The organism is Sorangium sp. So ce117 (assembly GCF_051524395.1).
In the GTDB taxonomy this organism is placed as follows: domain Bacteria; phylum Myxococcota_A; class Polyangia; order Polyangiales; family Polyangiaceae; genus Sorangium; species Sorangium cellulosum_B.
In genome coordinates this window covers 12,157,705-12,183,009 of sequence record NZ_CP150309.1, presented here as the reverse complement: position 1 = coordinate 12,183,009, position 25,305 = coordinate 12,157,705, and the positions used below count along the sequence as shown (strand labels likewise).

The following is a 25,305-nucleotide window of genomic DNA, read 5'->3' as shown; positions in this document are numbered from 1 at the left end:
AGTTCACCGGTGAAGAGGCCGCTCAGTGCTTCTTGGCGCGGCGCTGCTTGATGCGGGAGGCGCTCAGCTCCTTGGCTTCCTTGAGCCGGTAGCTCTCGGCCTCGATCTCGATCACCTCGGCGCGGTGCACGAGCCGGTCGACGAGCGTGACGACGCAGGCGGCGTGCGGGAAGACCTGGCCCCAGTCGGAGAAGGCCTTGTTCGTACTGAGCAGGATCGGCTTCTGCGCGTCGTAGCGACGGGTGACGACCTCGAATAGCAGGTCGGCGTAGCGGCCATCGTAGGAGAGATAGCCGACTTCATCGATGCAAAGAAGGGCGGGAACCGTGTAGCGGTGCAGCCGGCGCGCGAGCGCGGCCGAGGACTCCTGCGCGGCGAGGTCGGCAAGCATGTCGCTCGCGGTCGAGAAGCGGACCGTGTGACCGCGGACGACGGCCTGGTGGGCGACGTTCTTGAGGATCATGGTCTTGCCGACGCCGTTGGGGCCGACGAGCACGGCGTTGTGGCCGGTGGCGAGGAAGCCGGGAGCGAAGAGGTCGTCGACGGCCTCGCGGTCGATTTTCTTGGGCCAGGACCAGTCGAAGTCCGCCATGGGCTTGAAGGCGGCTACGCGGGAGTTTTTGAGGCGGCGATCGAGGCTGCGTTTTTGGCGTTCGCGCTCCTCGATGGCGAGCACCTCGCGAAGCCAGGGCTTGTCGGCGAGCTCCTCCCAGCAGGCGAGCAGGCCAAACAGGCCGAGGTTTTTCAGGCGGGCCTTGGTCTCGGTGGGCGTTAGATCGGTCATGGCGTCGGGTCCTTCTTCAGGGCGTCGTAGGTGGCGAGCGAATGCGGCGTGACGACGAGGGCGGCGTGCTGGCCGCGCGTGACGGGGATCGAGACTGGAGGCGGCAGGTGGCGCTCGGAGCGGCGGCGGTCGATCACCTGGCGCACGGCGCCGACGTGAATGGTGTCGCGCTCGAGCACCTCGACGAGCGCCTCTTCGAGCTCGGCGGCGCCGACGGCGTCGAGCAGGTGCAGAAGCCGGGCGATGGCGCTGCCGACGTTGTCTCCGCGCTCGGCGAGGATGCGCAGGAATGCCTGGCTGCTGTGGGCGGCGCGGGCGAGGCGATCGAGGCCGCGATGCTCCCGGGCGCGGCGCTTCTCGTCGACCAGGCGCTGGATGTGCTCGGGTTGCTCGATCTGCTGGCCGCGGTCCCACGAGCGGACATGGGTCGCGACGATCTCGTTGCCGTCAGCGATGCGCACCTGTTCGAGGTCGGCGAGGACGACGAGCGTGCGGCTCGTCCGGTCGTGGGGAACAGAATAGTCGTTGAGATCGAAACGCGCGTAGGGGGTCTTTCCGATCTCGACCTCGACGCGCTCATGGGCTGGAAACGGCGTGTCGGGGTGCCCGAGCAGCACGCGGCTCTCGTCGTCGAAGGCCTGCCGCACGGTGCGGGCGCGGTCCTCGACCCAGGAGCGATCGAGCGCTGCGGAGCTGGTCCACTCGGTCGCTTGTCGGTTGAGGTCGCCGAGATCGGTATAGGTCCGGGCCTCGAAGAATGCCTCGCGGACGTAGCGGATGGCGCGCTCGACGCGGCCCTTCTCGTTGCCGCGAGCGACGGCGACGGGGCGCGGCTCGAAGCGGTAGTGCGCCGACAGAGCCAGGAGCATGGGGTGAAACCGGATCGCGTCGCCGTGACGCTCCACGACAGCGCTCTTGAGGTTGTCGTAGAGCAGCACGCGCGGGACGCCGTCGATGTCGGCGAACGCCTCGACGTGCCCGCGAACGAAGAAGGGCATCGCTGCGCTGGGGAAGAAGCGCAGGAAGATCCGCCGCGAGTAGCTGAGCACCATGACGAACGCCCAGAGCGGGCGCAGCGCCCGGCCGACAGCCAGCTTGCCGAAGTGCGCCCAGTCGACCTGCGCTTGCTCGCCGGGCAGCGTACGGAGCCGCTGGAAGGCTTCCGCCGGCTTCTTGGGGCGGAGACGACCGATCACCCTGCGCAGATGATCGGGACCGCCCGGATAGCCGCGCTCCTTGAGCATGCCGAAGAGGCGACTCGAGCGCAGCGAGGGATACTTGCCGAGCTGCTCGACGATGAAGGGCACGAACGGGTCGACCATCGACGGGCGCGGCGCGACGACCTTCGGGTCGACGCCCGCTTGCCCGAGCACGCGCTGAACGGTGGTGTGGTGCAGCCCGAGCTGAGCGGCAATGGTGCCCACGGGCCACTTCTCACCGTGGTAGAGGCGCAGCACCTCGGCCTCCTTCTCTTTCGCGATCACCGCCGCCTCCCGTCACCGCGGAGGGCTTCGTGGGACGCGGGGAGCGCGTCGGTGAACAGCTGACCGAGCGCGCCGCTCGCGCAGGGCCCAGGGCGGAAGCCGCGCTCCGCAGAGCGAGCAGCGGCCGACATCTCGGATCCAATCGTCATCGTTGTCCTTTCGGCCGGGGGTGATCTCCGGCGCGAGCTGGGACATCGACGCGGCCGCGGCTTGTGTCACCCTGTGATGCGTCACTTTCTGCGCGGAGAACTTGTCCCGCTGCCGGTCCAGATACCGGGCCTGGCGAGCGGCATGGAGGCGGCGAGCGCGATGCCGGGTCTGGTAGGCCGCGCCGGCGCGGCGGAGCGACTCACGACGCTGGAGCGGGCGGCAGTCGGGGCAGAGGCGCTGGCCGCGATCGCAGCGACGGCAGAGGCGAAGCTGGACGCGGCAGCGGGCGCAGTGGGCGAGGCGGTAGGCGGACGAAGGCAACGGGCTCCATGACGCCGCTTTCTGGACCTGGAGCCCGGCTTGTGATGAAGGTGGGGGACTCCGGCAACGCGGAGCTCCAGAAGGCCCGAGGGTGGCAGCCCTCGGGCCTTCGACTTTTCGGCGGGCGTAACGTCTACGCCGCGGAGGCGAGCGTGGCCCAGATCGGCGTGGGGGCCGGCGGTGAACGGTGAACGCCGCCGATCATGGGGCCGCGGTCTTCACCGATCGGACGCGGGACGCGATGCTCACCGACAGGGCAATCGGGTCGGCGTGAAGGTGACGCCCGCGGGCTGGATGCCGGCGCGAAACTGGCCGTGCAGCAGCTTCGCCGAGGCCGCCGGCGGCGGCTCGGCGGTCATGGGCTGGGAGATCGGGTACAACGAGTTCCGCAACCGGCGCGGGATCAGCATGCCGAAGACCGAGGAGCTCATCACGCGCGTCAGGGCGATGAGCAGCGCTTCCACCCGGGTCGGCAACCACGTCGGCTGGGAGACGCTGACGCACGCGGGCGCGCCCTAGCCGCCCGTAGCCCCGCTCGTCCTGAACACCGGCTCCCGCGCGCCGCGGGAGCCCCTCCCCTGCGTCGCCCGCCGGCGTTGATGCGTTCTGGACCACATTGCAGTCGAGATCCCGCGCGTCAGGAACTTTTCTCGGGGCTCGCCGTGTCCTGAAATGGTCCGGGGAACGAGGCAGCGTCGGCTCTCCTCCTCCCGGCCCGGCCCATGCGCACGTTTCCCCACACCTCGTTCCTCGATCGCCTCCTCGCCGAGCTCCCGTGCCTCCTGCGCGCGGCGCGCCGCCTGACGCGCTCGGAGCAGGACGCCGAGGATCTGGCGCAGGCGACGATCGTGCGCGCGATCGAGCGGCACGCCGACCTGCGGGACGAGGATCGCATGCGCGCGTGGCTGCTCCGCATCGAGCGATCGGTGCTGCTCAACGCGACGCGCGGCGCGCGGCAGCGGCTCGAGGTGATCGAGGGCGGCCGGGGCGCCGAGTCGGTGCCGGAGCCGCAGGGCAATCTGGAGGCGGAGCTGCTCGAGCGCGGCTTCGCCGACGAGGTCGAGCGCGCGCTCGCGCGCCTGGCCCCGGAGTGGCGCGAGGCGCTGCTCCTGCGGGAGGTCGAGGAGCTCTCCTACGAGGAGATCGCCGATCTCCAGGCGTGCCCGGTGGGCACGGTGCGATCACGGCTCTCGAGGGCGCGGCTCGCGCTCGTCGAGGGCCTCTCCGAACGATGCGAGGAGACGTCATGGCAGGGTGCAACCGCGAGTGGTTCGAGAACATTTCGGCGTGGCACGACGGCGAGGTGACGCCCGAAGACGCGGCGCGGATCCAGACGCACGTCGCCGGCTGCGCGCCCTGCCGGCGCGCCGCGGAGGTCCTCGGCGGCGTGCGGCGCGCGCTCGTCGCGAAGGCGGACGGGGAGGTCCCGGAGCGCCTGCGCGATCGGGCGGAGGCCGCGGCGCGGAACGCGCGCGCGCGGCGCCGCGGCCCCTGGGCGATCACGGCCGCCCTCGGCGCGGCCGCGGCGGCCGCCGCGCTGCTCGTCGGCAGCCCGGGCCGGGGCGTGAGCGCGGCGATGGCCGACGAGCTCGTGAGCCACCACGTGCGCGGCTTCGCGCGAGAGCGCCCGTGCGACCTCGAGTCCTCCGATCCGGACGCCGTCGCCGGGTGGCTCGAGAGGGAGCTCGGCTACGCGGTGACCGTCCCGGCGGTGTCCGGCGCCAGGCTGCTCGGGGCGCGCCTCTGCCAGATCGGCGGCACGCGCACGGCGGCGCTCATGTACGAGAGCGGGGACAAGCCGCTCACGGTGTTCGTGCCGCCGCCCGGGTCGGGCGCCGCGACGGCGGCGCGCGCGCTCGCGGGGCGCGGCGTGGGGTGCACCCGGGGGCCGCTCGGCAACGCGATCTGCGCGAGGAGCGTGGAGCAGCCGGTGCTCGCGGTGGCTGAAGTGGACACAGCGGCGCTCGCGCCGGCGCTCTTCGGGCGCTGATCCCGCCGATCGCGAGGACCCATGACGATCGGTTCATTGCTGGCGCTCTTCGGCGCGGGGCTCCTGACGTTCGCGTCGCCCTGCGTGCTCCCCATGCTCCCCGTCTACCTGTCGGCCCTCGGCGGCGCCGGGGCGCTCGGCGGTCCGGATCCGGCGGCGGCGAGGCGCGGCGTGCGCCTCGCCGGTGTCGGCTTCGCGATCGGCCTCGCGATCGTGCTCGTCGCGCTGGGCGCCGGCGCCTCGGCGATCGCCGCGGTCCTCGCGCCCCACCGGCGCGCGTTCACCGTCGCGTCCGGCGTGCTCCTGGCGCTCTTCGGCGCGAAGCTCCTGGGCGTGCTGCGCCTGCCGTGGCTCGAGCGCGAGGCGCGCCCGCTCCTCTCCCGCCTCCCGGGCGCAGGCGGCTTCTGGGGGGGCATGCTCTTCGGGATCGCCTTCGCGGCGGGGTGGACGCCGTGCGTCGGCCCGGTGCTCGGCGCCGCGTTGACCTACGCGGCCAGCGCGGGCGCGAGCCCGCTCACCGGCGCGATCCAGCTCGGCGCTTACGCCGCGGGCCTCGCCGCGCCGCTCGTCGCCGCGGCCTTCGTCGGGCCGGCGGCCGTCGCGCTCGCGCGCCGCCTGATGCCGGCCACGCCGGCCCTCCAGCGCCTCACGGGGGCGCTGCTCGTGGCCGCCGGGATCGCCGTCGCCGACGGCCGCCTGGACGCCCTCTCGCCGGCGCCCGCGGCCGCCGTGGACGCGGGCGCGCCCTGCGAGAGCGGCCCCGCCGGCGCGTGCGCGGCCCCGGAGGGCGCGGTGGCGCAGGGCGACGTCGCGCTGCCCGAGGGGATGCCTCGGCTGCTCGAGTTCGAGAGCGCGCACTGCGCGGTGTGCGAGCGCATGGCGCCGCTCGTGAAGGAGCTCGAGGCGCGCTGCGCCAGGGAGGACGGCACCGTCCTGCGCATCCAGGTCGACGATCCGCGCGGGCGGGCCCTCGCCGCCCGCTACGGCGTGCGCTTCGTGCCGACGTTCCTCAGCGTCGACGCCGCCGGGCAGGAGGTGGAGCGCGCCGTCGGCGAGCTGCCTGCCCAGCGGCTCGCGAGCCTCATCGGCGACGTCCGCGGCGAGGCGTGCCCCCCTGCCTTGTGAGCCCCGACGGCGGGGCTCGCTATCCCCTCATCCCGGAGGCCACCCGAGCCTCGCGGAGCGCCGTCTACCAGCGCTCAGGCGGGAGACACCGTTCCACGACTGGCTACGTCGCCGCGAGCCGCGCGCGCACCTTGGCGAGGACCGCGACGTCGGCGGGCGGGAAGAGCTCGTCCCGGAGATCGGCCGCCTCGGCCCAGCGCACGTCGGCGACGTCGAGCGCGGCGGGCGCGGGCGAGCCCTCGGCGAGGGCGGCGGCGTAGAAGAGGAGGAGCACCGGCCTCTTCGGATAGCGGTGGTAGGTCACCTCGACGATGTCGCCGACCCGGGCCTCGACGCCGATCTCCTCGCGCAGCTCGCGGATCAGGGCGTCCCGCGGATCCTCGTCGGCCTCGACCTTGCCGCCGGGGAACTCCCACGCGCCCTCGAGGTGCACGCCCGCCTTGCGCTGCGTGAGCAGGACGCGGCCGCGCTCGATGATGACGGCGGCGGCGACGAGGACCAGGGGCGGAGCGGGGTCGGGCGTGGCGGACATGGGCGCGTAGAATGTCGGTCGCGACGCGCAAGACAAGGGCGAACGGCTGGCTCGACGCCGCACATCCCTCCGGCGTCTTCATTGCCTTGCGCGGCTCGGATTTCTCACCCTCGGACTCGTGCGCCGGCGGCGGCGGGAGCGGGGGCGCGATCGGCGGCAGCGGCAGGACCGGGAGCACCTCCGGCAGGCCAGCGCGGCCCGTCGCGTCCCGTGATCACGGCGTGTAGCTGGGCAGCTCGATCACGTAGGCGTCGACGGTATCCCCGTTGCCCCAGTCGCTCCCGAACACGGCGCGCGTGCCGCTGGGGCTCGGCACGGTGTGCGGCTCGGCCCAGTACGGCTCGGCGAGGTGGGTGTTCTCCTTGCCCCAGCTCCGGTGGCGGCCAATCCGGCAGACCTTGCCCGTGCTCGTGTCGGCGACCAGATTCTCCATGTCGAGCACCCCTCTGCCCGACGCATCGCCGATCGACGAGACGAACACCCACCCCGGCTGCTTGTACGCCATCCCCGAGATGTGCCCTGTCGGGGGATAGGGCCACCCCGTCTCCGGGCCGATGACCACCTTCGAGGTGCCTTCCGCGAGATCCCATGTGACAAGGAGCCCGATGTCGTCATTGCCGCCGGGACCGGGATCGTAGACAGCCCCGTTCCAGGTGTCGTGACCGTTCACCATGCTCAGCGACGCGTGGCCGTACGGCTCCAGCAGGTCCAGCGTACGCACCACGTTCAGCTGCGGATCGGTCACGCCGCCGCTGTCGCTCAGGAACGCGAGCGTCCCGCTCGGCGCGACCTGGGCGGGGTTCTCGTCGAGCGCCTTCCTGGCGAGCACCGTATTCTGGCCGACGTCGTAGATGAACACCTGATCATCGCACGTGAGGCCGATGCGGTTCGAATCCCACGACATGAACAGCGGGTCGCTGCCCGCGCTCGCGCCGCCCGAGCAGAAGTCGAACGTCGTCACGACCTCCTTCGTCGCGGCGCCGACGTGGTAACGGATGAAGTCCTTGCCGTCGACGTAGAACAGGACGTCGGGATCGGAGGTGTGCCAGTACACCTGCTCGATGTCCGCCGGCGAGATGTCGAGCGCCTCGATGAACTGGTACGTCTTGCCGTCGTAGAGCTGGTGCTCGCCGGCCGCGACCGAGAAGAGGATGAGCCTCGACTCGTCCGCGTTCCACGCCGATATGGTCGAGTACATCGGCTTGATGACCGGGTCGTTCCCGCTGCCCGGCGCGACCGCCGTGATCCGGCGGATCGTGGTGCCGAACTCGGCGTCGGTGACGGCCTCGCCGAGCGCCGGCCTGGCGAGCTCGGTCATCGGGCGCGCTTCCTTGTCCTGCACGAGGCCCGCGCAGAGATCGATCGGCTCGCCCGGGCCCGCGCCGCCGACGCCTGCCGAGCTGCCCGTCCCCGTCGCGCCGGCGGCGCCCGTGCCGGCAGCGCCTGTCCCCGCGGCGCCACCGGATCCGGCCGTGCCTCCGGTCCCGCCGTCTCCGGCCGATGAGCCGCCGCCAGAGCAGGCGGCGAGGAAGGAAGAGGAGACAAGGAGGGTGACCGAGACGCCGGCTCTCATGGGGTTTCCTTCGCGCGAGCCACGATGCATGGCCGCGGCAGCATACCCCGAAGCAACGTCAGGCGTACGCGACGGGTTGCAAACCCGCCGGCTGTCCCGCTCGCGGCACAGCCTGCTCGGGTGTGGTGCTGTTGATATGGCGTCGCTCTTCACGCTACAGTGTCGTGCGGGCGAGGGACGCCGGCTCCACTCGCCGGAGGCGGTCGATGGGCTGGGAAGTCGATCATGTATTCCTTGCGACACCCGACGTGGGCATCGTCGAGCGGATGCTCGCCGAGTTCGGCCTGAACTTCAGCCGCCACGCGGTGCATGAGGGTCAGGGGACCGCGAACGCGTGCGCGGCCTTCGAGAACGCGTTCTTCGAGGTACTCGGCGTCCATGATCTGGAGGAGCTGCAGACCGATATCGTTCGACCGCTGGGGCTGCACGAACGCATTCATTGGGCCGAGACCGGCGCATGCCCGTTTGGCGTCTGTTTCAGGACCATCGATGCCGGAGGCGCCGGGGACTGGCCCTTCGAGACCTGGGACTACAAGCCGAAATACATGCCGACGGGCATGAGCATGCCCATCGTGACGCCGCGAGGGTCCCTGGCGGAGCCCATGATCTTCGTGGCGCCCCAGACCCTCAGGCGGACCACCCCGATCGAGTCGCGATCGCATCGTGGCGCGCGCCGGACGCTGACGCGTGTACGGCTGCAACTGCCAGCGGAGAGCCCGCCGCTCTCGTCGGGCGTGCGTTGGTTCGTGGAGCAGGGCATGCTCTCGATCGATCGTGGGGCGACCTGCTCTCTCGAGCTGGAGTGGGATCACGGTCACGAAGGGCAGTCTCACCAGTTCCCCGCAGGAGTGCCGCTCGTCGTGCGCTGGTAGAGCGGGCTTTCGCTGGACGTCGGGGGAAGCACGAGCGCTCGCCCGGCCAAGCGGTGGCGCGTCTGCCGGCGGCGGCCCCCGCGGCACGGGGAGCCCGGCCGCCCGCCGCCCCCGGAGCCGCCCGGAGGCCGGAGCCGGAGAGCGAGCCCGCTTCCCTTTGCCGCCGAGGTGTGGGATGCGCCTGCCATGAGCGTCACGTACCGGGAAGCCGGGGTCGATATCGATGCAGGGGACGCGCTCGTCGAGCGCATCAAGCGGCTCGCGAAGCCGACGCGCATCCCCGAGGTGCTCGCCGACGTGGGCGGCTTCGCCGGGCTGTGCGCGCTGCCGGGCGGGCTGTCCGAGCCGGTGCTGGTCAGCGGCACGGACGGGGTCGGCACCAAGCTGAAGGTGGCGTTCGCGACGGGCGTCCACGACACGGTGGGCATCGATCTCGTCGCGATGTGCGTGAACGACGTGCTGACCGTGGGCGCGCGGCCGCTGTTCTTCCTCGACTACTTCGCGACGGGCAAGCTCGACGTCGACGTGGGCGAGGCCGTGGTCCGCGGCATCGCCGAGGGCTGCAAGCAGGCCGGCTGCGCGCTGATCGGCGGCGAGACGGCCGAGCTGCCGGGCATGTACGCGGACGGCGAGTACGACCTCGCCGGGTTCGCCGTGGGCGTCGTCGAGCGGTCGCGCATCCTCGACGGCAAGCGGATCGCGGCCGGCGATGCGGTCATCGGCGTGGCGTCGAGCGGGCTGCACTCGAACGGCTTCTCGCTCGCGCGGCGCGTGCTCGAGAAGGAGATGGGGCTCACGATGAGCGACCGCGTGGCCGACCTCGGCGGCACCGTGGGGGAGGCGCTGCTGACGCCGACCCGGATCTACGCCCGCGCGATCACGGCGCTCCTCGCGGCCTGCGGCGATGCGGTCCGGGGGCTGTCGCACATCACGGGCGGCGGCCTGCCGGGGAACCTGCCGCGCGTGCTGCCGGACGGGCTGGGCGCGCGGCTCGACCTCCGCTCCTACCAGCGTCCGGCGGTGTTCCAGGTGCTCCAGCGCGGCGGCCCCGTGGAGGAGGCCGAGATGCGGCGCACGTTCAACCTCGGCGTCGGGCTGGTCGCGGTCGTGGAGAAGGGCGCCGCGGACCGGGCCATCGAGGCGTTCGCCAAGAGCGGCGAGCAGGCCTGGGTGCTCGGCGAGGTGGTGTCGGTCGGCGACGTGCCGTTCGAGGAGCGCGTGCTGTTCGGATGAGCGGGCCGGCGACGGCGAGGGCGATGCGCGGCGCGCGGGACGGGATGTGCCGAGGCACCGCGCGGGCCGCGCGGCGCGAGCTCAGCCGCCTTCGAGCCGCGATCGCAGGTTCTTGATCGCGTCGTCGATCGCCCGGCTCTTCTTGTAACAGGGCCTCACCGTCGTCTCGAGCACGACGAGGGTGCGCTGGTCGCCATCGGAGACGGCGCGCTCGAGGAACGGGAGCTTCTCGCCGCACGTGGCGTCGCGCAGCTCGAAGGAGATCCGGACCGCGGGGGTCCCGCGGGCCGCGATCTCCGGATCGCGGAGCAGCTTCGCGGCCCGGGTGGCCGGCGTGGAGCGGCCGCGGGTCTCGACGATCTCGTAGAGCACGTCGATGCCCGGCGTCCCGAAGCGGCTCGAGAGCGCCGTGAAGACCTTGTCGGCGTGCTCCTCGCCCGTCTTCGCGATGGCGATGGCGACGTTGCGCGCCGCGATCGCGAGCGCGCGCTCGCGGAGCGCCGTCGGATCGCGCTCCGCGAGCTGTTGGATCGCGTCGGCGGCCTTCACCCACCGGCGCGCCCTGACAGCGTCGGTGAGCGCCTTCCGGGCCGCTTCATCGGGCGGGGGTTCGGCCGGCGCGTCGGGCGCCGCCGGCGCAGCGGCCTCGGGCGCCGGCGCCGTGGGCGCGGGTGCCTCGGGGACGGCGTCGGCCGGGGCCGGCTCGCTCGTGGCGAGCGCGCTCGCCGGGGGCCTCGCGGAGCTGAGCTGGGGCTCCGGCTCGGGCGGCGCGCGCCCACCGCCGGCGAGCGCCGCGATCACGGCCGCCGCGAGGATGCCGCCGCCCAGGTACGGGGCCAGCCGGCCCACGCGGCCGCCGAGGCCTTCGGGGCCCAGCCGCGACGCGCGAGCCTCCCGCGCTTCGCGCTTTCGCCTGGCCTTCTCCTCGCGCTCGCGCGCGGCGCGCTCTTCCTCCTCGGCGAGCTTCCGCTTGGCCTCTTCCTCGCGCTCGCGGGCGACGCGCTCTGCCTCGGCGGCCTCCAGCTCCCGCAGCAGCGTCGGGGCGAAGGCTGGCCGCGAGCCGCTCATCCGCTCGGACGTCGGCTCCGAGACGGGCGCCTCATCCTCTGCGGGCGGCTCGTCCGGCGGCGGGGACGCGGACGCCACGGGAGCCGGCTCGTTCTGCGGCGGCTGCGCCTTCACGGACGGCGCGGGCGATGGCGATGACGCCGGCTCCGCGTCGGCCCCGGACGGCGGCTTCGACGACGGCGGCTTGGCGACGGATGCCGGCTCCACAGCGGACGCGGACAGCGGCTCCGATGGCGCACGCTCCGCCGCAGGCGACGACGGCGGTTTCGATGGCACCCGCTCCGCCGCAGGCGACGACGGCGGCTTCGATGGCGCCTGCTCCGCTTCAGGCGACGACGGCGGCCTCGACGACGCCGGCTTCGCGACGGACGCTGGCTCCACAGCGGACGTGGACGGCGGCTTCGATGACGCACGCTCCGCTGACGGCGGCTTCGATGGCGAACTCTCCGCCCCAGCCGACGACGGCGGCTTCGATGACGCACGCTCCGCCGCGGCCGACGACGGCGGCTTCGATGACGCACGCTCCGCTGACGGCGGCTTCGATGGCGAACTCTCCGCCCCAGCCGACGACGGCGGATTCGATGGCGAACTCTCCGCCCCAGCCGACGACGGCGGATTCGATGGCGCCTGCTCCGCTTCAGGCGACGATCGCTCCTCCACGCCCGACGGCGACGGCTTCTTCGCCGAGGGCTCTACCGGACGACGCTCCGCCTGACCCGGCGACGACAAGAGATCATCCAGCGACAGCCGTAGGGAGCTGAGTCCCGTTGCCGCCGTCGCCACAGGCGCTTCGGCGGACCGCGCTGCCTCCCCAGGCGATGGAGCCGTCGAGGCCGGCAGCGCCGGCTCCTCCGGTGTCGCCGGCTCCTGCGACGGCGCCGCCGCATCGAGCAGCTGCCACGAGTCGCGCGGCGGCCGCGGGTCATCGGTCTCGGAAGAAGCGCCACCGCCGGCTGCTTCGCGAGCGAAAGCCGCCTGGGCGATGAGCGCCGCGCCGCCTACCGTCGTCGGGCGCGCGTCCTCCGGCACGCTCGAGTCGTCCGCCGCGGCGGCAGCGTCGGCCCTGGCAACTTCCTGCGCGAAGGCGACCTGCGCCATGAACGCCGCGCCGCCCACCGTCGTCGGGCGCGAGTCGCGCGTCAGCTCGGCGACGAGGGTCGGCGTGTTGCGCACCGGCGTCGGCCGGGAGTGGCTGAGGGCGTCCTCGTCGTCTTCGTCGCCCTCCGGCGGCTCCGAGGCCGCCCCCGCCGGCTCCACGGGCGCCGTCATCCCCGCCAGCTCCACGCTGTCCGCGCGGCCCTCCCCCGGCTCGCTCGACGCGCGCGCTCGCTCTGCCTCCGGCGCGCCCGCGCCGCTCCCGGCCGGCGCCAGCGCGTCCGCGACGTCCTCCAGCGAGACCAGGCACGAATCGCCGAGGAGGATCGCCGAAGAGCCGCCGGCGCTCGCGTCGGGCGCGCCCGACGGCGCTCTGGGCACGGGCGGCCGGTTGCTCGGCACGCGCGCCGCGTCCGCGATCGCGGGCACCGACGTCATCTCCCCCCTCGATGACATCTCCCCCCTCGACGACATCTCCGCCCGCGGCTCGTGCACCACGATCCCCGACGCGGCGCACGCGTCGTCGAGCGCCGCGATCAGCTCCTCCGCGGTCCCGAAGCGGGCGCGCGGATTCTTCTCGAGGAGGAGCCGCACGACCGCCTCGAGGGCAGGCGGGGCCACGACGCCGGGCGAGTGCGCGGCGATCGCCGGCACGGGCGCGCTCCGCTGCTGGTTGAAGAGCTCGACCGGATCCTTGGCGAGGAACGGGTGCTTGCCGGCCAGCATCTCGTAGAGGATCAGGCCCAAAGCGTAGAGATCCGCGCGCTCGTCGACGAAGTCCATCCCGAGCGCCGACTCCGGGGCGAGGTAGGCGATGGTCCCGAAGATCACGCCGGCCGTTGTGAGCCGGACCGGGAGCGAGTCCGCCCCCGCCCGCGCGGACTCCGGCGACGCGCCGGACCGGCGCAGCTGATCGACGCTCACCTTCGCGAGGCCGAAGTCGATGAGCTTCACGAGGTCACCCTGCGGCTCGACGACCATCACGTTGCGCGGCTTCACATCGCGGTGGACGATGCCCATCGCGTGGGTCGCGTCGAGCGCGGCCGCGAGCTGCCTGGCGATCAGGGCGGCGCGCGCGGCGGGCACCGGCCCCCGCCGGATGATCTCGTGGAGCGTCGTGCCGCGCACGTACTCGAGGACCAGGAAGAACGAGCCGTCCTCCGCCTCGCCGAAATCGGTCGCGGTCGCGACGTTCCGGTGCTGGATGTGGGCGCCGGCGATGGCCTCGCGCTCGAAGCGCTGCACGAGCTCGGGGAGCCGCTCGGTGTCCGGGTGCAGGATCTTGATCGCGACGCGCTTGTGCATGTGCACGTGCTCGCCGCGGTAGACCGCGCCCATGCCGCCCATCGCGATGACCTCGTCGATGCGGTAGCGCTTCGAGATCACCTGCCCGAGGTAGGACCTCGCCCGGTGCTTCGCGGCCTCGTCGGCGGTAAGGGGCGGCTGGGGCGGGCGTTCCGACATCGTGGCGGCGCCACCCTACCCCGAGCGGCGCGGCATTGGTAGGTCGCCGGACCTCACGGGGCGCCGCACGGGGCGAGACGCGCCACGCGATGCCGGATGGCCTGCGCCACGGCATGCAGCACTTCAACGACACCGTCCGTGAGCGGAAGCACGCGCATCGCGCGCGCAAGCCGCAAGGGAGCTCGGTAAGCCCTACTTGACGCAGCTCGCGCGGCCTTGGATCCGGCTCCTCGTCGTCCATACGCTCAAAATTTGGTCCTGCACCTCCGGGAGCCGCCAGACGATGATGCTGTGATCATTCTGGTTATCGCTGCTGAACTCGCCGGCGACCCCCGTCAGCATGCATTGGGTGTCGAAGTCGCCCGACGTCATCGTCGTGTAGATCGGGACGCCTTCTCCAGGAACACCGAACTGGTGCGCGAGCGTCGCTTGAGTGGACATCGCTGAGACGGTGATGCAGCGCGCCCTGGCGTGTACCCCCGTGCTGCTGGAGGAGCCGCCCAGCCACCAGCGGCCGGAAGCCCGAGACACCGACACGCTCTCGCTCATGCCGTTGAAATCTCCGCCCACCCGTGTGAGGAAGCACGCCCGCGGAAGGACGATGAACCCTATTTCCGACCCGAGATCGACGTTGGCCTCGCCTTGCGACCACGAAACTTCGGCCGTTCTGCCGAGGGTCGAAGAGACGCAGGTGGCCAAGGCGCGGGCGCTTCCGTGCGTGTTGTTTCCGTGGAGGTACCATCGCCCACCCGAGATATAAGCGTGCACCCACTCGTTAGCTGACTCGAAATCCCCTATGATCCCTTTGAGAAAGCAGGTCCTGTCCGAGGCGTCGCCCATGTCCCGGAAGCATCGCTCTCCAGACAACGCCGAAGTCTTCGCGAACAACGGAGTGTCGAGGGGCGCAGGTCGCGAGGCCGAGCTCGGGCGGCCGAGGCGACGCGGCGGCTCCACGCCCGCCGTCCCACCCGAGCCCTCGGGCCCGGCCTGCTCGCGCGATGGCCCGGCGCGTCACGCGGCGCGCGCTCGGCGGCCATGGAAACGGGCCCCGCGGCGCGGTCGCCGGACCCGGGCGGCCGCTTCCGCCCCGGATCTCTCCCGCGCCCGCCTCCGCCGTAGTATCTGCCCCCCATGCCCCCCCTCGATCTCGGCGTCCTCATCTCCGGCCGCGGCTCGAACCTCCAGGCGATCCTGGACGCGATCGCCGCCGGCCACCTCGACGCCCGCGTGCGGCTCGTCCTGTCCAACCGGCCCGACGTGGAGGGCCTCGCGCGCGCCGAGCGCGCCGGGGTCCCCACGCGCGTCATCGCGCACCGGGACTTCACCAATCGCGACAGCTTCGACGCCGCCGTCGTCGACGCCCTCCGCGAGGCGGGCGCGACCTGGGTCGTCCTCGCGGGCTTCATGCGCCTGCTCACGACGACCTTCCTCGACGCCTTCCCGCACCGGGTCGTGAACATCCACCCGTCGCTCCTGCCCTCCTTCCCCGGCGTCGACGCCCAGCAACAGGCGCTCGATCACGGCGTGCGCGTCACCGGCTGCACCGTCCACCTCGTGGACGCCGGCACCGACACCGGGCCCATCCTCGCGCAGGCCGCCGTCCCCGTGCTCGACGGGGACGACCGCGACGCGCTCGCCGCGCGCATCCTCGTCCAGGAGCACGCCCTGCTCATCCGCGCGCTCTCGTGGATCGCCGAGGGGCGCCTCCAGATCGCGCCGCCTGACGTGCCGGGCGGGCGAGCGCGCGCGACGCTCGCCGGCGTCGAGACCGCGCTCGGGCTCGCCCAGGGCGGCCCTGCGCGGGGAAGCGCCGGGGAGGTCAGGGAAGTCGGAGAAGTCGGGGAAGGGGCGTGATCCACAAGCACTACGACGTCATCGTCCTGGGCCGGTCCATCGGCGCGCTCACGGCCGCGGCGCTCCTCGCGCGCCGCGACTTCACCGTGATGGTCGTCGGGCACGGCGAGCGCCCGCCCACCTACCGCCTCGACCAGCACGTCCTCCGCCGGCGCGCCTTCACGATGCTCGCCGAGCCCTCGCCCGCGTGGCGCCGCTTCCTCGTCGAGCTCGCCCAGTCGCAGACCTGGAAGCGCCGCATCGTCCCGGCCATGCCCATGCTGCAGGCCGTCGCGCCGCGCCGGCGCCTCGACGTGCCGCCCGACATGGTCCTCTTCGGCCGCGAGATCGACCGCGAGTTCCCCGAGCTCCGGCGGGTCGTCGACGAGCTCTACGCCGAGCTCGCCCACGTCAACGGCGCCGCGGACGACGCCTTCTCGCACGACGCCCTCTGGCCGCCGGGCACCTTCTGGGAGCGGCGCGAGACCGCGCGTTACGCCGGCATGCTCCCGTACGCGCGCGCCGAGCCCGACGCCGACCTGCTCGTCGAGTTCCCGCGCGGCCACCTGTTCCGCTCGATCGTCACGCAGTCCGTCCTCTTCGCCACGGACCTCTCGGCGCTCCCGCCTCCCTTCGCGGTCGCGCGCCTGCACGGGGCGTGGACGCGCGGGCTGATGATGCTGCCGCGCGGCGAGGAGGAGATCGAGGAGTTCCTCGTCGAGCGCATCCTCGCCCACGGCGGCCGCTGCCTGCTCGACGAGCGCGCGGCGTCGGTCCACGTCCGCCGCGGCACCGCCGCGGGGGTCATGCTCGACGGCGACGATCACCCGAACGGCAGCAGCTTCGTCATCACCGACATGGACGGCGAGACGCTCGCGAGCCTCTCGGGCGGCGAGGGCATCCACAAGCGCGCGCTGCGCGAGTGGCCGCGGATCACCTCGTCGGTCGGCCGCTTCGTCGTGTCGCTCATCGTGCGCCGCGAGGGTTTGCCCGAGCCGCTCGGCCCCGAGGCGCTGCTGTTCCCCTTCCCGTCCGCGTCGGCGGGCCGCTCGCCCGCGCCGCCGCGCGTGTCGAGCGACGGCGCCTCCGGGGGCCGTCCGAGCTCGCCGCGGCAGACGCGGCCGACCGGACCTGGGCGCCCCGTGGTCCACCTCCAGCGCTGCGATCTGCCGGCTCCCTCGACCGACACGCTGCTCGTGGCGGAGATCCTGCTCCCCGATCGGGGCCCGCTGTCGCTGCTCGAGGCGCGCCAGGCGGTGCTCGACGCGCTCACGGCCGAGCTCCCCTTTCTCGAGCGCCACCTCGTGCTCGTCGACTCGGTGCACGACGGGCTGCCCGTGTGGCTCTACGACGGCCAGCGCCGCCGCCTCATCGAGCGCGCCGCGCTGAAGGGCGCGGCCCCGGGCGCCGAGCCGATGGTGCGGCAGCTCGAGGTCGACCCGCCCGGCTACCTCGGGCTCGCGGGCGAGCCGATCCGCGGGCCGATCGAGCGCACTCTGCTCGTCGGCCGGAGCGTGCTGCCCGGCCTCGGCCAGGAGGGCCAGCTGCTCGCCGCCTGGGGAGCCGCCCGGCTCGTGACCCGGACCGACCGGCGGAAGGAGCGGATGAGGCGGGACATGTGGAGCAAGGTGGAGATCGGGTAGCGCGCGGGGTGGCGGGCCTCGCAGGGCTGCCCGCCCCCTCCACCGGTCACCAATGTGACCGTGAACGTTTACGTGGTCGTGAACGTGAACGTGAACGTTTACGTGGTCGTGAACGTGGTCGTGGTCGTGGTCGTCAACGGTAAGCCGTGAACGACCACGACCACGACCACGACCACGTAAACGTTCGGATGATGGGAGAACGGGGCGCAAAGCTTCGTTAACGCCTATGCGCTGGGAGCCCACCGTTTTATGAGCTCTCCACTGCAGAGAACGAACCTTTCCCGTCCGGCGAAGCGGGTGAGACGCGACGCCGAGACTCCGTGTCTCAAAGAGACCGGGGAAATACCTGAAAGAACCCGTCGCGCTCGACCACGGTGAGCGGCACGTCGAACAGGCGAGACAGGTTGTCGTCGGTCAGCACCGCGCGCTTCGGGCCATCGGCGAAGACGCGGCCACTCCGCAGCAGGACGACCCGCCCGATCTCCGGCGGGATCTCCTGCACATGGTGCGTCACCAGGATCAGCGTCTTGCCCTGTCGCGCGAGGCGCCTGAGCAGATCGATGAGCTCGAACGCGGCCTTCAGATCGAGGCTCGTCGTCGGCTCGTCGAACACCAGCGCCTCCGGGTCGTGCACAAGGGCGCGCCCGAGCAGACAGCGCCGCTGCTCGCCGGCCGACATCTCCGCGATGGGCTTGTCGCCGAGGTGCGCGACGCCGAGATCGCGGAGCACCTCCTCGGCGCGCCGGCGCTGCGCGGCCGTCGCCGGCTCGTGCTCGTGCAGCCCGGCGCTCGCGAAGAAGCCGGAGAGCACCACGTCGGAGCCCCGCACACCCCGGGGATAGGCCATCTGCAGCTCGTACGACACGAGCCCAAGCCTGCGCCGCAGTGCGGACACCTCCCACCTTTCGCGACCGAGTATCCGCACATGCGAGCTCTCGCGGTGGACCGGATAGATTTCCCGTGAGAGCAGCCGCAGCAAGGTCGACTTCCCGGCGCCGTTGGGCCCGAGGATCGCGGCGTTCTCGCCCTGCTCGATGCGCAGCGACAGCCCCTCGAAGACGCGCGTGTCGCCGCGGAAGACCTCGGCGTCCTCGATCTCGATGAGCGCGGGCGCGCTCATCGCTCCACTCCACGGTCCTGGTTCATCGGGCGCAGACTACCCGCTTGCCAGCGTCCCGCACCGAGAAATCAGGGCGTTCGCGGTGGATCATCCGTGCCCCGGTTCGGTGATCCACTCCATCGGCCCACTCTCCATCTCTCGCGGACAGGCACCGTCGGAATGTGCCCGTGAACCGGCGTTCTCCTCTCTGGAGAGACGATGGCCCGGCCGTTGCAACGCTCTCCGGACCTTCCTTTCAACAAGCGCCCCGTGCCAAGCCGATGCTGGCACTCGGGAGCGGAAAAATCCGATGCGGCGCGGAGCCGCTCGGTCACTTGGAGATTGACAATGACGAAGATCAAGGGTTCGCTTTTCGGTGCTGGGGCAGCTCTGTGCCTGCTCGCCGCTGTCGGCGGGTGCATCGTTGTCGCGGACGATGGTTCCAGCGCCTTTGAAGAGGACGAGATTTTCGCCGATGAGGCAGCGGCGGCCGCGGCGGCATCGCAGATGCGCTTCGGCGTCGCTCCGCAGTGGAGCCAGACCTGGTCGCCGCCCCAGTCCGGACCCGCCAACGTCGATGTTGTCGCCGTGGGCGACTGGCTGCAATCAGGCGGCTTCACCAGCACCCATAAGACCAAGCTTACGCAGATCGTCAACGCGGGGAAGACCCCCTACTTCTTCGGCTACATCGCCACGGACATGACGAAGAAGGGGCTCGGGTCCGAGAACGACTGCGACGGCAACAGCGGCGCACCGCTGTGCCAGAGGGGCGCGGCGTACGTGCGCGCCAACATCGCCTCGATGGCGAGCGCCTACCAGAAGGCGGCGGCAGGGATCAACGGGGCCCTCGGTGGGCGCGAGGCGCTGATCCACATCGAGCCGGACTGGTACCAGTTCTCGCAGACGGCGCAGCAGAACGCGCTCACGGAGACGGAGTCCGACAGCTTCATCAACCAGATCCTCGGCGCCATCAAGGCGGGTTGCCCCTCGTGCAAGGTGGTCATCGACTTCAGCCCGTGGTTCAGCCCGTCGGCCACCAAGTGGGCGTCGTCGGTCGGCGACTTCTACGACGGCTGGGATCGCAGCGTGGTCAAGTACGTCGGCCTCACGGGCAAGCAATTCCCGTTCACCACCGGCAAGATCGACAACTTCACCTACAAGGAGATCACCACCGCGCTCAGCCTGCCGCTCGTCATCGTGGACGCGTACACGTTCGGCGGCGGCCCGATCAACGTCGACTCCACCTGGCTCAACGAGAGCAACGTCGCCAAGGCCGTCGACATGGGCGTCGCGATCGTCATGCTCTCTCAGACGGGCGACGTCGCCGGCTATGACAGCTTCATCGCGCGGGTGAAGGGCAGCAGCAGCTCCAGCTCCAGCTCCAGCAGCTCCACCTCCAGCAGCTCCAGCTCCAGCTCCAGCAGCTCCAGCACCTCCGGCAGTGGTGGCGGCGGCGGCGGCACCACCACGTCCTCGTCGAGCAGCAGCTCCAGCTCCAGCTCCAGCTCCAGCAGCACCGGCAGCGGCGGCAGCGGCGGGGGCAACCCCGGGACCGGCGTGCGTGTGGAGGGCGGCAACATCACCGTCAGCATCACCCCCAACTCGACGTGGACGGGCGGCTACTGCAACAACGTCAAGCTGACGAAGACCGACAGCGGCGAGACCACGTGGAAGCTCTACGTGCCGTCGAACGGCGCGACGCTCCGTGACTTCTGGAACACCAACGCCGTCAAGCAAGGCACCGACTTCGTGTTCACCGGCGTGAGCTGGAACGCCAAGATCAGGCCTGGAACGAACGTCGAGTTCGGGTACTGCGCGAACGGCAACCGCTGAGCTCCAGTCGATTGGCGCCGCGCCAGCCGAGGAGGCGACACAGCCCCAGGCGGCGCGGCGCGCCGGCCCGTAGGATCGGCCGAACGACACGGGAAGAGCCCTTGTCGAGGCGCCCGGCGCGGCCTCCGCGCCCGGTCGAGCTCGCCCGCGGGCCGCGCCCTCTGGTACCGTGGGCGCCCCGTGCCCTCTGCCCCGCAGCGCTCCCCCTTCGCCGGCAATGGCCCGGCCGACCCCCTCCACGCCGCCGCGCACCCTTCTCGCCGGGCGCGCCCTCCGGTCCGGGGCGCCGCATGGCGCTGAAGCTCCGGGTCACCTGGCGCAATGCGGGAAGCCCGCTTCTGCCCGACGCGCTCGCCGACGTGCAGGCGACGGCCGACGACGCGCCGCTGCCGCTCGCCGGCTCGAGCCCTGGGCGGCGCGAGTTCGTGATCCCCGCCGGGGCGTCGCGCGTCGCGCTCAGCGCGCGCTTCTCGGCGGCGTTCGACGCCTTCGAGGACGTCCCCGCCCTGGAGGAAGAGGTCCTGTCGGTCGACCAGGCGTTCGACGTGGCGAGCGGCGGGACGGCGCTCAGCCCCGCCCCTGACCCGGCGCTCGGGCAGGCTCACCCGCTCGTCGACGTGCAATCGGCGCCCGGCCTCGCGCTCGCCCAGATCAGGACGGATTTCGTCGATATCACCCCGTTCTGGATGGCCTACGCCGGGTATGCGGACGAGTACCGGCGCGAGCACCGGCCCGGGACCGAGCTCGTGGCCCTCGGCGCCACCGCGGGGGATCCGAAGATCTGGTTCGCGAGCATCCCGGAGGCCTGCAAGGCCCCGCCGGACGATGGGATCTCGGCCCTCGTGTTCTACCGGCCGGAAGGGTACCCGTATACCCGGGTCGACCAGCGCCACGAGATGTTCGGGCTGAATCGATACCTGCTCACGCCCGACCCGTCTCCCGGCGCGTCGTTCTGGGCGCGCGACGTGTTCGAGCGCGATCCGCGCGACCAGTCCCGCTGGGTCTATGTCCGTTGCGGCTTCGAGGAGGCGCTCGCCGCGAGCGGCAGGGCGGCGGTCATGCTGCACCCGTGGCCGAGCGGGGCGAGCTTCGGCGCCGCCACGACCGCGAGCCTGCCCGGCCTCGCCGAGGCGGCGCTCCGCTTCCTCTGCGGCGCGCAGAAGATCGGTACGGGGCAGGGCGGGCCGCGGCTCGGCAAGCTCGGGCTCGCGGGCTTCAGCGCCGGCGGACTGGCCCTGTGGCAGGCGCTCGCGGCCAACAAGGATTGCGTGAGCGAGGTGTTCGCGTTCGACGCCCGCGGCATCGCCAAGAACGAGGCCTTGCTCGTGCGCTGGCTCGGCGGCGACGCCTCGCGCCGCCTGCGGATGACCGGCGGCCACCAGCTCGACGCGAACGCGGCGCTCCAGCAGAGGCTCCCCGGCCCCTCCAGGGAAGCGCGCCTGACCCGCCTGCCGCCCGACAAGAGCGGCTATCTCCCCGGGGCGAACCCGCGCTGGGATCACGTGTGCTCCTCGCTCGAGGCGAGCGAGAAGGATACCTATCTGAACGCCGGCTGGGTATGGCACCAGTTCGCGATGTTCGGGGGCTTCCCGGAGGCTGGAGAGCAAGCCGCCGTCACGTTCCTCCAGCGCTTTCTGGAGCAGTCGGAGCTCTGAGCCGCACCGAGGCCGAGATCCGGCCGGCCGACGACCGGGCATGTCAGATTCAAACGCAAAGGCGCAAAGACGCAAAGGCGCAAAAAAGAGACGGGGTTGAGCGCCACGAGATGGCCACGGTCGTCGACATGGCATTCGAGGGCCACATTCCCCCTTTTTCTCTCGTCTTTTTTGCGTCTTTGCGTCTTTGCGCCTTTGCGTTCAATTCTCTCACGCCTGAGCGATGAGCCGCGCCAGCACCCGCATGTCCTCGTCGTCGCCCATCCTCGCGAGCGCGGCGCGCGCCCTCGCGAGCGCGGGCTCGACATAGCGCAGGTACGTAGGATCCACGCCGATGCGGTCGAGAAAGACGAAACGGCCGGCGTCCTTCAGCTTGCGCTGGACCGTGAGCACCTCGAACTCCCGGCCAAGCGCGTCGCGCGCCGGCCTGTCGAGCGAGGCGGCGGCGGCGTAGTCGTCCAGCCGGGCCTCGACGAAGGAGCGATCCAGGTCCTGCGCGCTGTCATTGAGGAGCGTCGCGAGATCGTAGGCGCGCGGGCCGAGCAGGGCGTCCTGGAAGTCGAGCCAGGCGATCTCGAGGCCCCCGCCTGCCGCGTCCACGACCATGAGGTTCTGGCTCTGGTAATCGCGGTGAACGAAGCCCCGCGGCCACGCGGCGATGCGCCGGGCGAGGCGCTCCGAGACGGCGTCGAGCTCGGCCCGCGCGGCGTCGCCCAGCCGGAGCCCGCGCGCGTCGAGCGCCCACGCGCGGAAATGGTCGAGCTCCCAGCGCAGGAGCGTCTCGTCGAGCGCGCACGAGTCGACGATCGAGCCGCTCGGGAGCGCGGCGAGCGCCCGCTGCGCCCGGGCGAGATCGCGCGTGGCCAGCGCGTAGACCTCGGCGCGGCGGGCGGGCGCGCGCTCGACGAAGGCCGAGAGCGTCGCGTCCCCGAGATCCTCCAGGAGGAGCAGGCCGTGCTCGCAGTCCTCGGCGAGCAGCGCCGGCACCCGGACGCCGCGCTCCCGGAGGAGCGCGTGCACCTCGAGAAACGGCCACCGCGGGGGAGCGGCGCCGACCGCGACGCCGTCGGCCCCCGGGCTCGGCGCGAACATCGCGACCGCCGTCCCGGCCGGCGTCACGACGCGCAGATAGCGCCGGCACGACACGCCCCCGCGCAGCGGGACCATCGACGACGGGACATGGCCCGTGGCCCGCTGGACGAGCCGGAGCAGGGCGTCGGTGTCGAGCTCGCGCACACCCTTTCCTACGCCGGCGGAACGAGCCAGACGCTCAGCAGGCGCCGGCGCAGCCGTCGGCGCTGTTGAACCAGAGACCGCCCGAGTCCTCGCACGCGCTGCGGTCGTACCTGCCGGAGCAGCAGCGCTCCTGGCTCTCGCACACCTTCGCGGCGCCCTCGCCGCTCCGGAAGCAGCACTTCCGGCTCTCGGGCGCCTCGGGCGCGGCGGGATCCTCGGGCGCGGCGGGCTCCCCGGGCGCGGTCGCCTTCTCGATGACCACCGGCACCGCGGGCGCGACGAGCGTCGCCACCGTGTCGCAGCCGAACGAGGCAATCATGACGAGGAGGGCGAGCGCCGATCCCAGCGCACGAGCGTTTCCAGCCGGCTTCATGATCGCCGTGGGTGGCATGGGCGCAGTGCGGCGGCAAGTTCGTGACGAGAGCCGTGCTATAACGCCGCGGAATGGCGAACGGTGCGGAGAAGGGCGCGGAGAAGGGCGCGGCGAAGAGCGCGATGACGCGTGGGACGAACGGCGCGACCGGGCCCGTGAGGGTCACGCCGCTGAACGGAGCAGCCGCCGCCGCCGTCGCGTGGCGCAGCCGGGGCGAGCTCCACATCACCGTGATCGTCAAGGCCACCTTCGCCTTCGCGGTGGACGCGGAGATGGCCAGGGTCGAGCCGCAGCAGGTCGTCCAGGGGGAGGTCCATCACGGCAACAACCCTGGGCGGAGCGTCCGGCTCACGAGCGATCTGGCGCCGCACCTGGAGCGCGCCGACGTGCTCTTTACCGGCCACGCCCACGCGCCGCCGCCCGGCGCGCCCGTGCACGCCTTGCCCGTGCGACTCACGATCTCCGATGAGGACGGGCCCGTCCTCGACAAGGAGCTCCTGGTCAAGGACAGGGCCGGGTTCCAGCGGATGCCGCTCGTGTACGAGCGGGCGCTCCGCGGCGAGAACGACCAGGAGAACTTCCTCGGCGTACAGGCGACGAGCGACGCGTCCGAGCCCGAGGCGAACATCGTCGATCCCCTCCAGCCTGCGCGCGCGGCCGGCTTCGGGCCCATCGCGCGCGCCTGGCCCGCGCGCAGGCGGCTGCTCGGAGCCACGCCCCGCAAGGCGCTCGACGCCGCCATCGCCGAGATCCCCGATCCCTTCGAGTGGGCCTATTACCAGGCGGCGCCCCCCGATCAGCGGACGCGTTACCTGCGCGGCGGCGAGTGGATCGAGCTCCACGGGCTCCACCCCACGCTGCCGCGGCTCCGGACGCGGCTGCCCGAGGCGCGCGGCCGGGCGCGCGTCCACGGCCTCTCCGCCTTCGGCGTGAGCGAGGGCCACCCGCTCGAGCTGAACGCGGACACGCTGCGCATCGACGGCGACGAGCAGCGCTGCACCCTCGTCTTCCGGGGCAGCCTGGTCGTCCCCGACGAGGCCGCGCTCGCGGCGGCCACCCTCGTGGCGGGGGTCGAGCTCCCCGGCGAGCCGCTCGAGTGGCCCGAGCTGCCCGCGGAGCAGGGCGCCGCGCGCGGCGTCGACCACGACCACGACGGCGGCCTGGGGGAGACCCAGGCTGATCCGGGCGCCGGGGCGCGCACGCTGAGCCTCGCGGACGTCGGCGTGGCGGCGGCTGCCCTGGCCTCGGCGGCGGCGACGCCGTTCCGCCCCGGGTCGGCGCCCGGCGACGTCGCCGGGCCGGCCGCGGGCGCGCCCGGGCCGCGGATCGACACCGGGACCCTCTCGATCTCCTCGGTGGAAGAAGGCCTGGAGGGGTCTCCCGCCACGACGCTGGCCCTGATGCCCGAGCAGGACGCCGAGGCGACGGACCAGCCGGCGCTCCCGTTCCAGCCGGCGCCCCCGGGCGCGGCGCTGCCTGCCTCGATGATCGCCCGGGGGCCGGCCGCGGCGGAGGAGCGCGCGGGCTCTGGCACGCTCGCCCTCTCGCTGGACGACGACTGGGCGCCGGCCGCCGGCGCGCCCGGCCCCTCCCGCGCCTCCGAGGATGGCGCGCTCGCGGCCTCGCCTGCGATCACGCCTGCTCGCGCGGAAGCGGCGGAGACCGCCGTCGCGCCGCTTCCGGAGCTGGAGCCGGCCGCGCCGCCTCCGGAGCCGGAGCCCGCGCTGCTGGAGCCCCCGCCGAGGCCGGTGCTCAGCGCCTCGCCGGCGCGCTCCCCCGAGCCGGACGAGCCGCCGCCGGCCCCGCCGCCCCGACGGCCGCCGCCTCCACCGCCGGAGCGCCCGGCGCTGCCGACCCCTTCCCCCTCATTGAGGAGGAGCCTTTACGAACGCTTCGATCGCAAACGGTAGCTCGCGCAAACGGTAGCTCGCCGAGCCCACCT

The 25,305-nt window shown here is 72.5% G+C and carries 21 protein-coding genes; 12 read left to right on the top strand and 9 right to left on the bottom strand.

The window, feature by feature from the left end:
* Positions 1 to 22 precede the first annotated feature (22 nt).
* Positions 23 to 784, bottom strand: coding sequence for an ATP-binding protein (locus WMF46_RS45700; protein ID WP_437982932.1), 762 nt, complete (start codon positions 782 to 784; stop codon positions 23 to 25).
* Entirely contained in the window at positions 781 to 2,268 is a 1,488-nt protein-coding gene (istA, locus tag WMF46_RS45695) for an IS21 family transposase (protein WP_437982931.1), read from the bottom strand. Before istA ends, WMF46_RS45700 begins: the two co-directional genes overlap by 4 nt.
* A 479-nt stretch (positions 2,269 to 2,747) precedes the next feature.
* Here istA and WMF46_RS45690 point away from each other — a divergent pair, with 479 nt between their 5' ends.
* From WMF46_RS45690 to WMF46_RS45670, 5 genes are all read left to right on the top strand, one after another.
* Positions 2,748 to 2,930, top strand: a complete 183-nt coding sequence (locus WMF46_RS45690) for a hypothetical protein (protein ID WP_437982930.1) — start codon at positions 2,748 to 2,750, stop codon at positions 2,928 to 2,930.
* 79 nt (positions 2,931 to 3,009) lie between these two features.
* The gene (locus tag WMF46_RS45685; protein WP_437982984.1) at positions 3,010 to 3,258 is read left to right on the top strand and encodes a hypothetical protein; all 249 of its coding nucleotides are present in this window, start codon (positions 3,010 to 3,012) and stop codon (positions 3,256 to 3,258) included.
* 203 nt (positions 3,259 to 3,461) lie between these two features.
* On the top strand, positions 3,462 to 4,046 hold the full coding sequence (locus WMF46_RS45680; protein ID WP_437982983.1) for an RNA polymerase sigma factor: 585 nt from the start codon (positions 3,462 to 3,464) through the stop codon (positions 4,044 to 4,046).
* The gene (locus WMF46_RS45675; protein ID WP_437982982.1) at positions 3,986 to 4,729 is read left to right on the top strand and encodes a zf-HC2 domain-containing protein; all 744 of its coding nucleotides are present in this window, start codon (positions 3,986 to 3,988) and stop codon (positions 4,727 to 4,729) included. The genes WMF46_RS45680 and WMF46_RS45675 overlap by 61 nt, the downstream gene beginning before the upstream one ends.
* A 21-nt stretch (positions 4,730 to 4,750) precedes the next feature.
* Positions 4,751 to 5,854: a cytochrome c biogenesis protein/redoxin gene (locus WMF46_RS45670; protein ID WP_437982981.1), complete on the top strand. Its 1,104-nt coding sequence runs from the start codon at positions 4,751 to 4,753 to the stop codon at positions 5,852 to 5,854.
* 103 nt (positions 5,855 to 5,957) lie between these two features.
* Here WMF46_RS45670 and WMF46_RS45665 read toward each other — a convergent pair whose 3' ends face one another.
* Both WMF46_RS45665 and WMF46_RS45660 read right to left on the bottom strand, forming a co-directional pair.
* Positions 5,958 to 6,386: a (deoxy)nucleoside triphosphate pyrophosphohydrolase gene (locus WMF46_RS45665; protein ID WP_437982980.1), complete on the bottom strand. Its 429-nt coding sequence runs from the start codon at positions 6,384 to 6,386 to the stop codon at positions 5,958 to 5,960.
* A 214-nt stretch (positions 6,387 to 6,600) separates the two neighbouring features.
* On the bottom strand, positions 6,601 to 7,959 hold the full coding sequence (locus WMF46_RS45660) for a hypothetical protein (protein ID WP_437982979.1): 1,359 nt from the start codon (positions 7,957 to 7,959) through the stop codon (positions 6,601 to 6,603).
* A gap of 206 nt (positions 7,960 to 8,165) precedes the next feature.
* Here WMF46_RS45660 and WMF46_RS45655 point away from each other — a divergent pair, with 206 nt between their 5' ends.
* Entirely contained in the window at positions 8,166 to 8,831 is a 666-nt protein-coding gene (locus WMF46_RS45655; RefSeq protein ID WP_437982978.1) for a VOC family protein, read from the top strand.
* A 186-nt stretch (positions 8,832 to 9,017) separates the two neighbouring features.
* Positions 9,018 to 10,064 carry a phosphoribosylformylglycinamidine cyclo-ligase gene (purM, locus tag WMF46_RS45650; RefSeq protein ID WP_437547396.1) on the top strand — a complete coding sequence of 349 codons (1,047 nt, stop codon included), beginning with the start codon at positions 9,018 to 9,020 and terminating at the stop codon, positions 10,062 to 10,064.
* An 81-nt stretch (positions 10,065 to 10,145) separates the two neighbouring features.
* On the opposite strand, the gene WMF46_RS45645 is transcribed toward purM, so the two are convergent.
* Together WMF46_RS45645 and WMF46_RS45640 are read right to left on the bottom strand one after the other, a co-directional pair.
* The gene (locus WMF46_RS45645; protein ID WP_437982977.1) at positions 10,146 to 13,691 is read right to left on the bottom strand and encodes a protein kinase domain-containing protein; all 3,546 of its coding nucleotides are present in this window, start codon (positions 13,689 to 13,691) and stop codon (positions 10,146 to 10,148) included.
* A 192-nt stretch (positions 13,692 to 13,883) separates the two neighbouring features.
* Positions 13,884 to 14,531, bottom strand: coding sequence for a hypothetical protein (locus WMF46_RS45640; protein ID WP_437982976.1), 648 nt, complete (start codon positions 14,529 to 14,531; stop codon positions 13,884 to 13,886).
* Between the two features lie 291 nt (positions 14,532 to 14,822).
* Between WMF46_RS45640 and purN the strand changes: the two genes are divergently transcribed.
* Both purN and WMF46_RS45630 read left to right on the top strand, forming a co-directional pair.
* Positions 14,823 to 15,545 (top strand): phosphoribosylglycinamide formyltransferase, encoded by a 723-nt coding sequence (purN, locus tag WMF46_RS45635; RefSeq protein ID WP_437982975.1) that lies wholly within the window; start codon positions 14,823 to 14,825, stop codon positions 15,543 to 15,545.
* Positions 15,542 to 17,167 carry an NAD(P)-binding protein gene (locus WMF46_RS45630; protein WP_437982974.1) on the top strand — a complete coding sequence of 542 codons (1,626 nt, stop codon included), beginning with the start codon at positions 15,542 to 15,544 and terminating at the stop codon, positions 17,165 to 17,167. Before purN ends, WMF46_RS45630 begins: the two co-directional genes overlap by 4 nt.
* A gap of 325 nt (positions 17,168 to 17,492) precedes the next feature.
* On the opposite strand, the gene WMF46_RS45625 is transcribed toward WMF46_RS45630, so the two are convergent.
* Positions 17,493 to 18,287 carry an ABC transporter ATP-binding protein gene (locus WMF46_RS45625; RefSeq protein WP_437982973.1) on the bottom strand — a complete coding sequence of 265 codons (795 nt, stop codon included), beginning with the start codon at positions 18,285 to 18,287 and terminating at the stop codon, positions 17,493 to 17,495.
* Positions 18,288 to 18,614: 327 nt separating this feature from the next.
* Between WMF46_RS45625 and WMF46_RS45620 the strand changes: the two genes are divergently transcribed.
* Both WMF46_RS45620 and WMF46_RS45615 read left to right on the top strand, forming a co-directional pair.
* A complete protein-coding gene (locus WMF46_RS45620) occupies positions 18,615 to 20,099 on the top strand; it encodes a cellulose binding domain-containing protein (RefSeq protein WP_437982972.1) in 1,485 nt (494 codons plus the stop codon).
* A 290-nt stretch (positions 20,100 to 20,389) separates the two neighbouring features.
* Positions 20,390 to 21,754 (top strand): hypothetical protein, encoded by a 1,365-nt coding sequence (locus tag WMF46_RS45615; RefSeq protein WP_437982971.1) that lies wholly within the window; start codon positions 20,390 to 20,392, stop codon positions 21,752 to 21,754.
* 210 nt (positions 21,755 to 21,964) lie between these two features.
* Here WMF46_RS45615 and WMF46_RS45610 read toward each other — a convergent pair whose 3' ends face one another.
* Together WMF46_RS45610 and WMF46_RS45605 are read right to left on the bottom strand one after the other, a co-directional pair.
* Positions 21,965 to 22,990 carry an aminoglycoside phosphotransferase family protein gene (locus WMF46_RS45610; protein ID WP_437982970.1) on the bottom strand — a complete coding sequence of 342 codons (1,026 nt, stop codon included), beginning with the start codon at positions 22,988 to 22,990 and terminating at the stop codon, positions 21,965 to 21,967.
* 34 nt (positions 22,991 to 23,024) lie between these two features.
* Positions 23,025 to 23,363 carry a hypothetical protein gene (locus tag WMF46_RS45605; RefSeq protein WP_437547384.1) on the bottom strand — a complete coding sequence of 113 codons (339 nt, stop codon included), beginning with the start codon at positions 23,361 to 23,363 and terminating at the stop codon, positions 23,025 to 23,027.
* A gap of 71 nt (positions 23,364 to 23,434) precedes the next feature.
* Between WMF46_RS45605 and WMF46_RS45600 the strand changes: the two genes are divergently transcribed.
* Positions 23,435 to 25,273: a DUF2169 family type VI secretion system accessory protein gene (locus WMF46_RS45600; RefSeq protein WP_437982969.1), complete on the top strand. Its 1,839-nt coding sequence runs from the start codon at positions 23,435 to 23,437 to the stop codon at positions 25,271 to 25,273.
* The last annotated feature ends 32 nt before the right edge of the window (positions 25,274 to 25,305 follow it).

Bases quoted from the DNA above. Each gene is read 5' to 3' on its own strand.
- WMF46_RS45700 (WP_437982932.1), bottom strand. From the start codon at position 784: ATGACCGATCTAACGCCCACCGAGACCAAGGCCCGCCTGAAAAACCTC.
- WMF46_RS45690 (WP_437982930.1), top strand. From the start codon at position 2,748: ATGACGCCGCTTTCTGGACCTGGAGCCCGGCTTGTGATGAAGGTGGGG.
- WMF46_RS45680 (WP_437982983.1), top strand. From the start codon at position 3,462: ATGCGCACGTTTCCCCACACCTCGTTCCTCGATCGCCTCCTCGCCGAG.
- WMF46_RS45675 (WP_437982982.1), top strand. From the start codon at position 3,986: ATGGCAGGGTGCAACCGCGAGTGGTTCGAGAACATTTCGGCGTGGCAC.
- WMF46_RS45670 (WP_437982981.1), top strand. From the start codon at position 4,751: ATGACGATCGGTTCATTGCTGGCGCTCTTCGGCGCGGGGCTCCTGACG.
- WMF46_RS45665 (WP_437982980.1), bottom strand. From the start codon at position 6,386: ATGTCCGCCACGCCCGACCCCGCTCCGCCCCTGGTCCTCGTCGCCGCC.
- WMF46_RS45660 (WP_437982979.1), bottom strand. From the start codon at position 7,959: ATGAGAGCCGGCGTCTCGGTCACCCTCCTTGTCTCCTCTTCCTTCCTC.
- WMF46_RS45655 (WP_437982978.1), top strand. From the start codon at position 8,166: ATGGGCTGGGAAGTCGATCATGTATTCCTTGCGACACCCGACGTGGGC.
- purM (WP_437547396.1), top strand. From the start codon at position 9,018: ATGAGCGTCACGTACCGGGAAGCCGGGGTCGATATCGATGCAGGGGAC.
- WMF46_RS45645 (WP_437982977.1), bottom strand. From the start codon at position 13,691: ATGTCGGAACGCCCGCCCCAGCCGCCCCTTACCGCCGACGAGGCCGCG.
- WMF46_RS45640 (WP_437982976.1), bottom strand. From the start codon at position 14,531: ATGGGCGACGCCTCGGACAGGACCTGCTTTCTCAAAGGGATCATAGGG.
- purN (WP_437982975.1), top strand. From the start codon at position 14,823: ATGCCCCCCCTCGATCTCGGCGTCCTCATCTCCGGCCGCGGCTCGAAC.
- WMF46_RS45625 (WP_437982973.1), bottom strand. From the start codon at position 18,287: ATGAGCGCGCCCGCGCTCATCGAGATCGAGGACGCCGAGGTCTTCCGC.
- WMF46_RS45620 (WP_437982972.1), top strand. From the start codon at position 18,615: ATGACGAAGATCAAGGGTTCGCTTTTCGGTGCTGGGGCAGCTCTGTGC.
- WMF46_RS45615 (WP_437982971.1), top strand. From the start codon at position 20,390: ATGGCGCTGAAGCTCCGGGTCACCTGGCGCAATGCGGGAAGCCCGCTT.
- WMF46_RS45605 (WP_437547384.1), bottom strand. From the start codon at position 23,363: ATGAAGCCGGCTGGAAACGCTCGTGCGCTGGGATCGGCGCTCGCCCTC.
- WMF46_RS45600 (WP_437982969.1), top strand. From the start codon at position 23,435: ATGGCGAACGGTGCGGAGAAGGGCGCGGAGAAGGGCGCGGCGAAGAGC.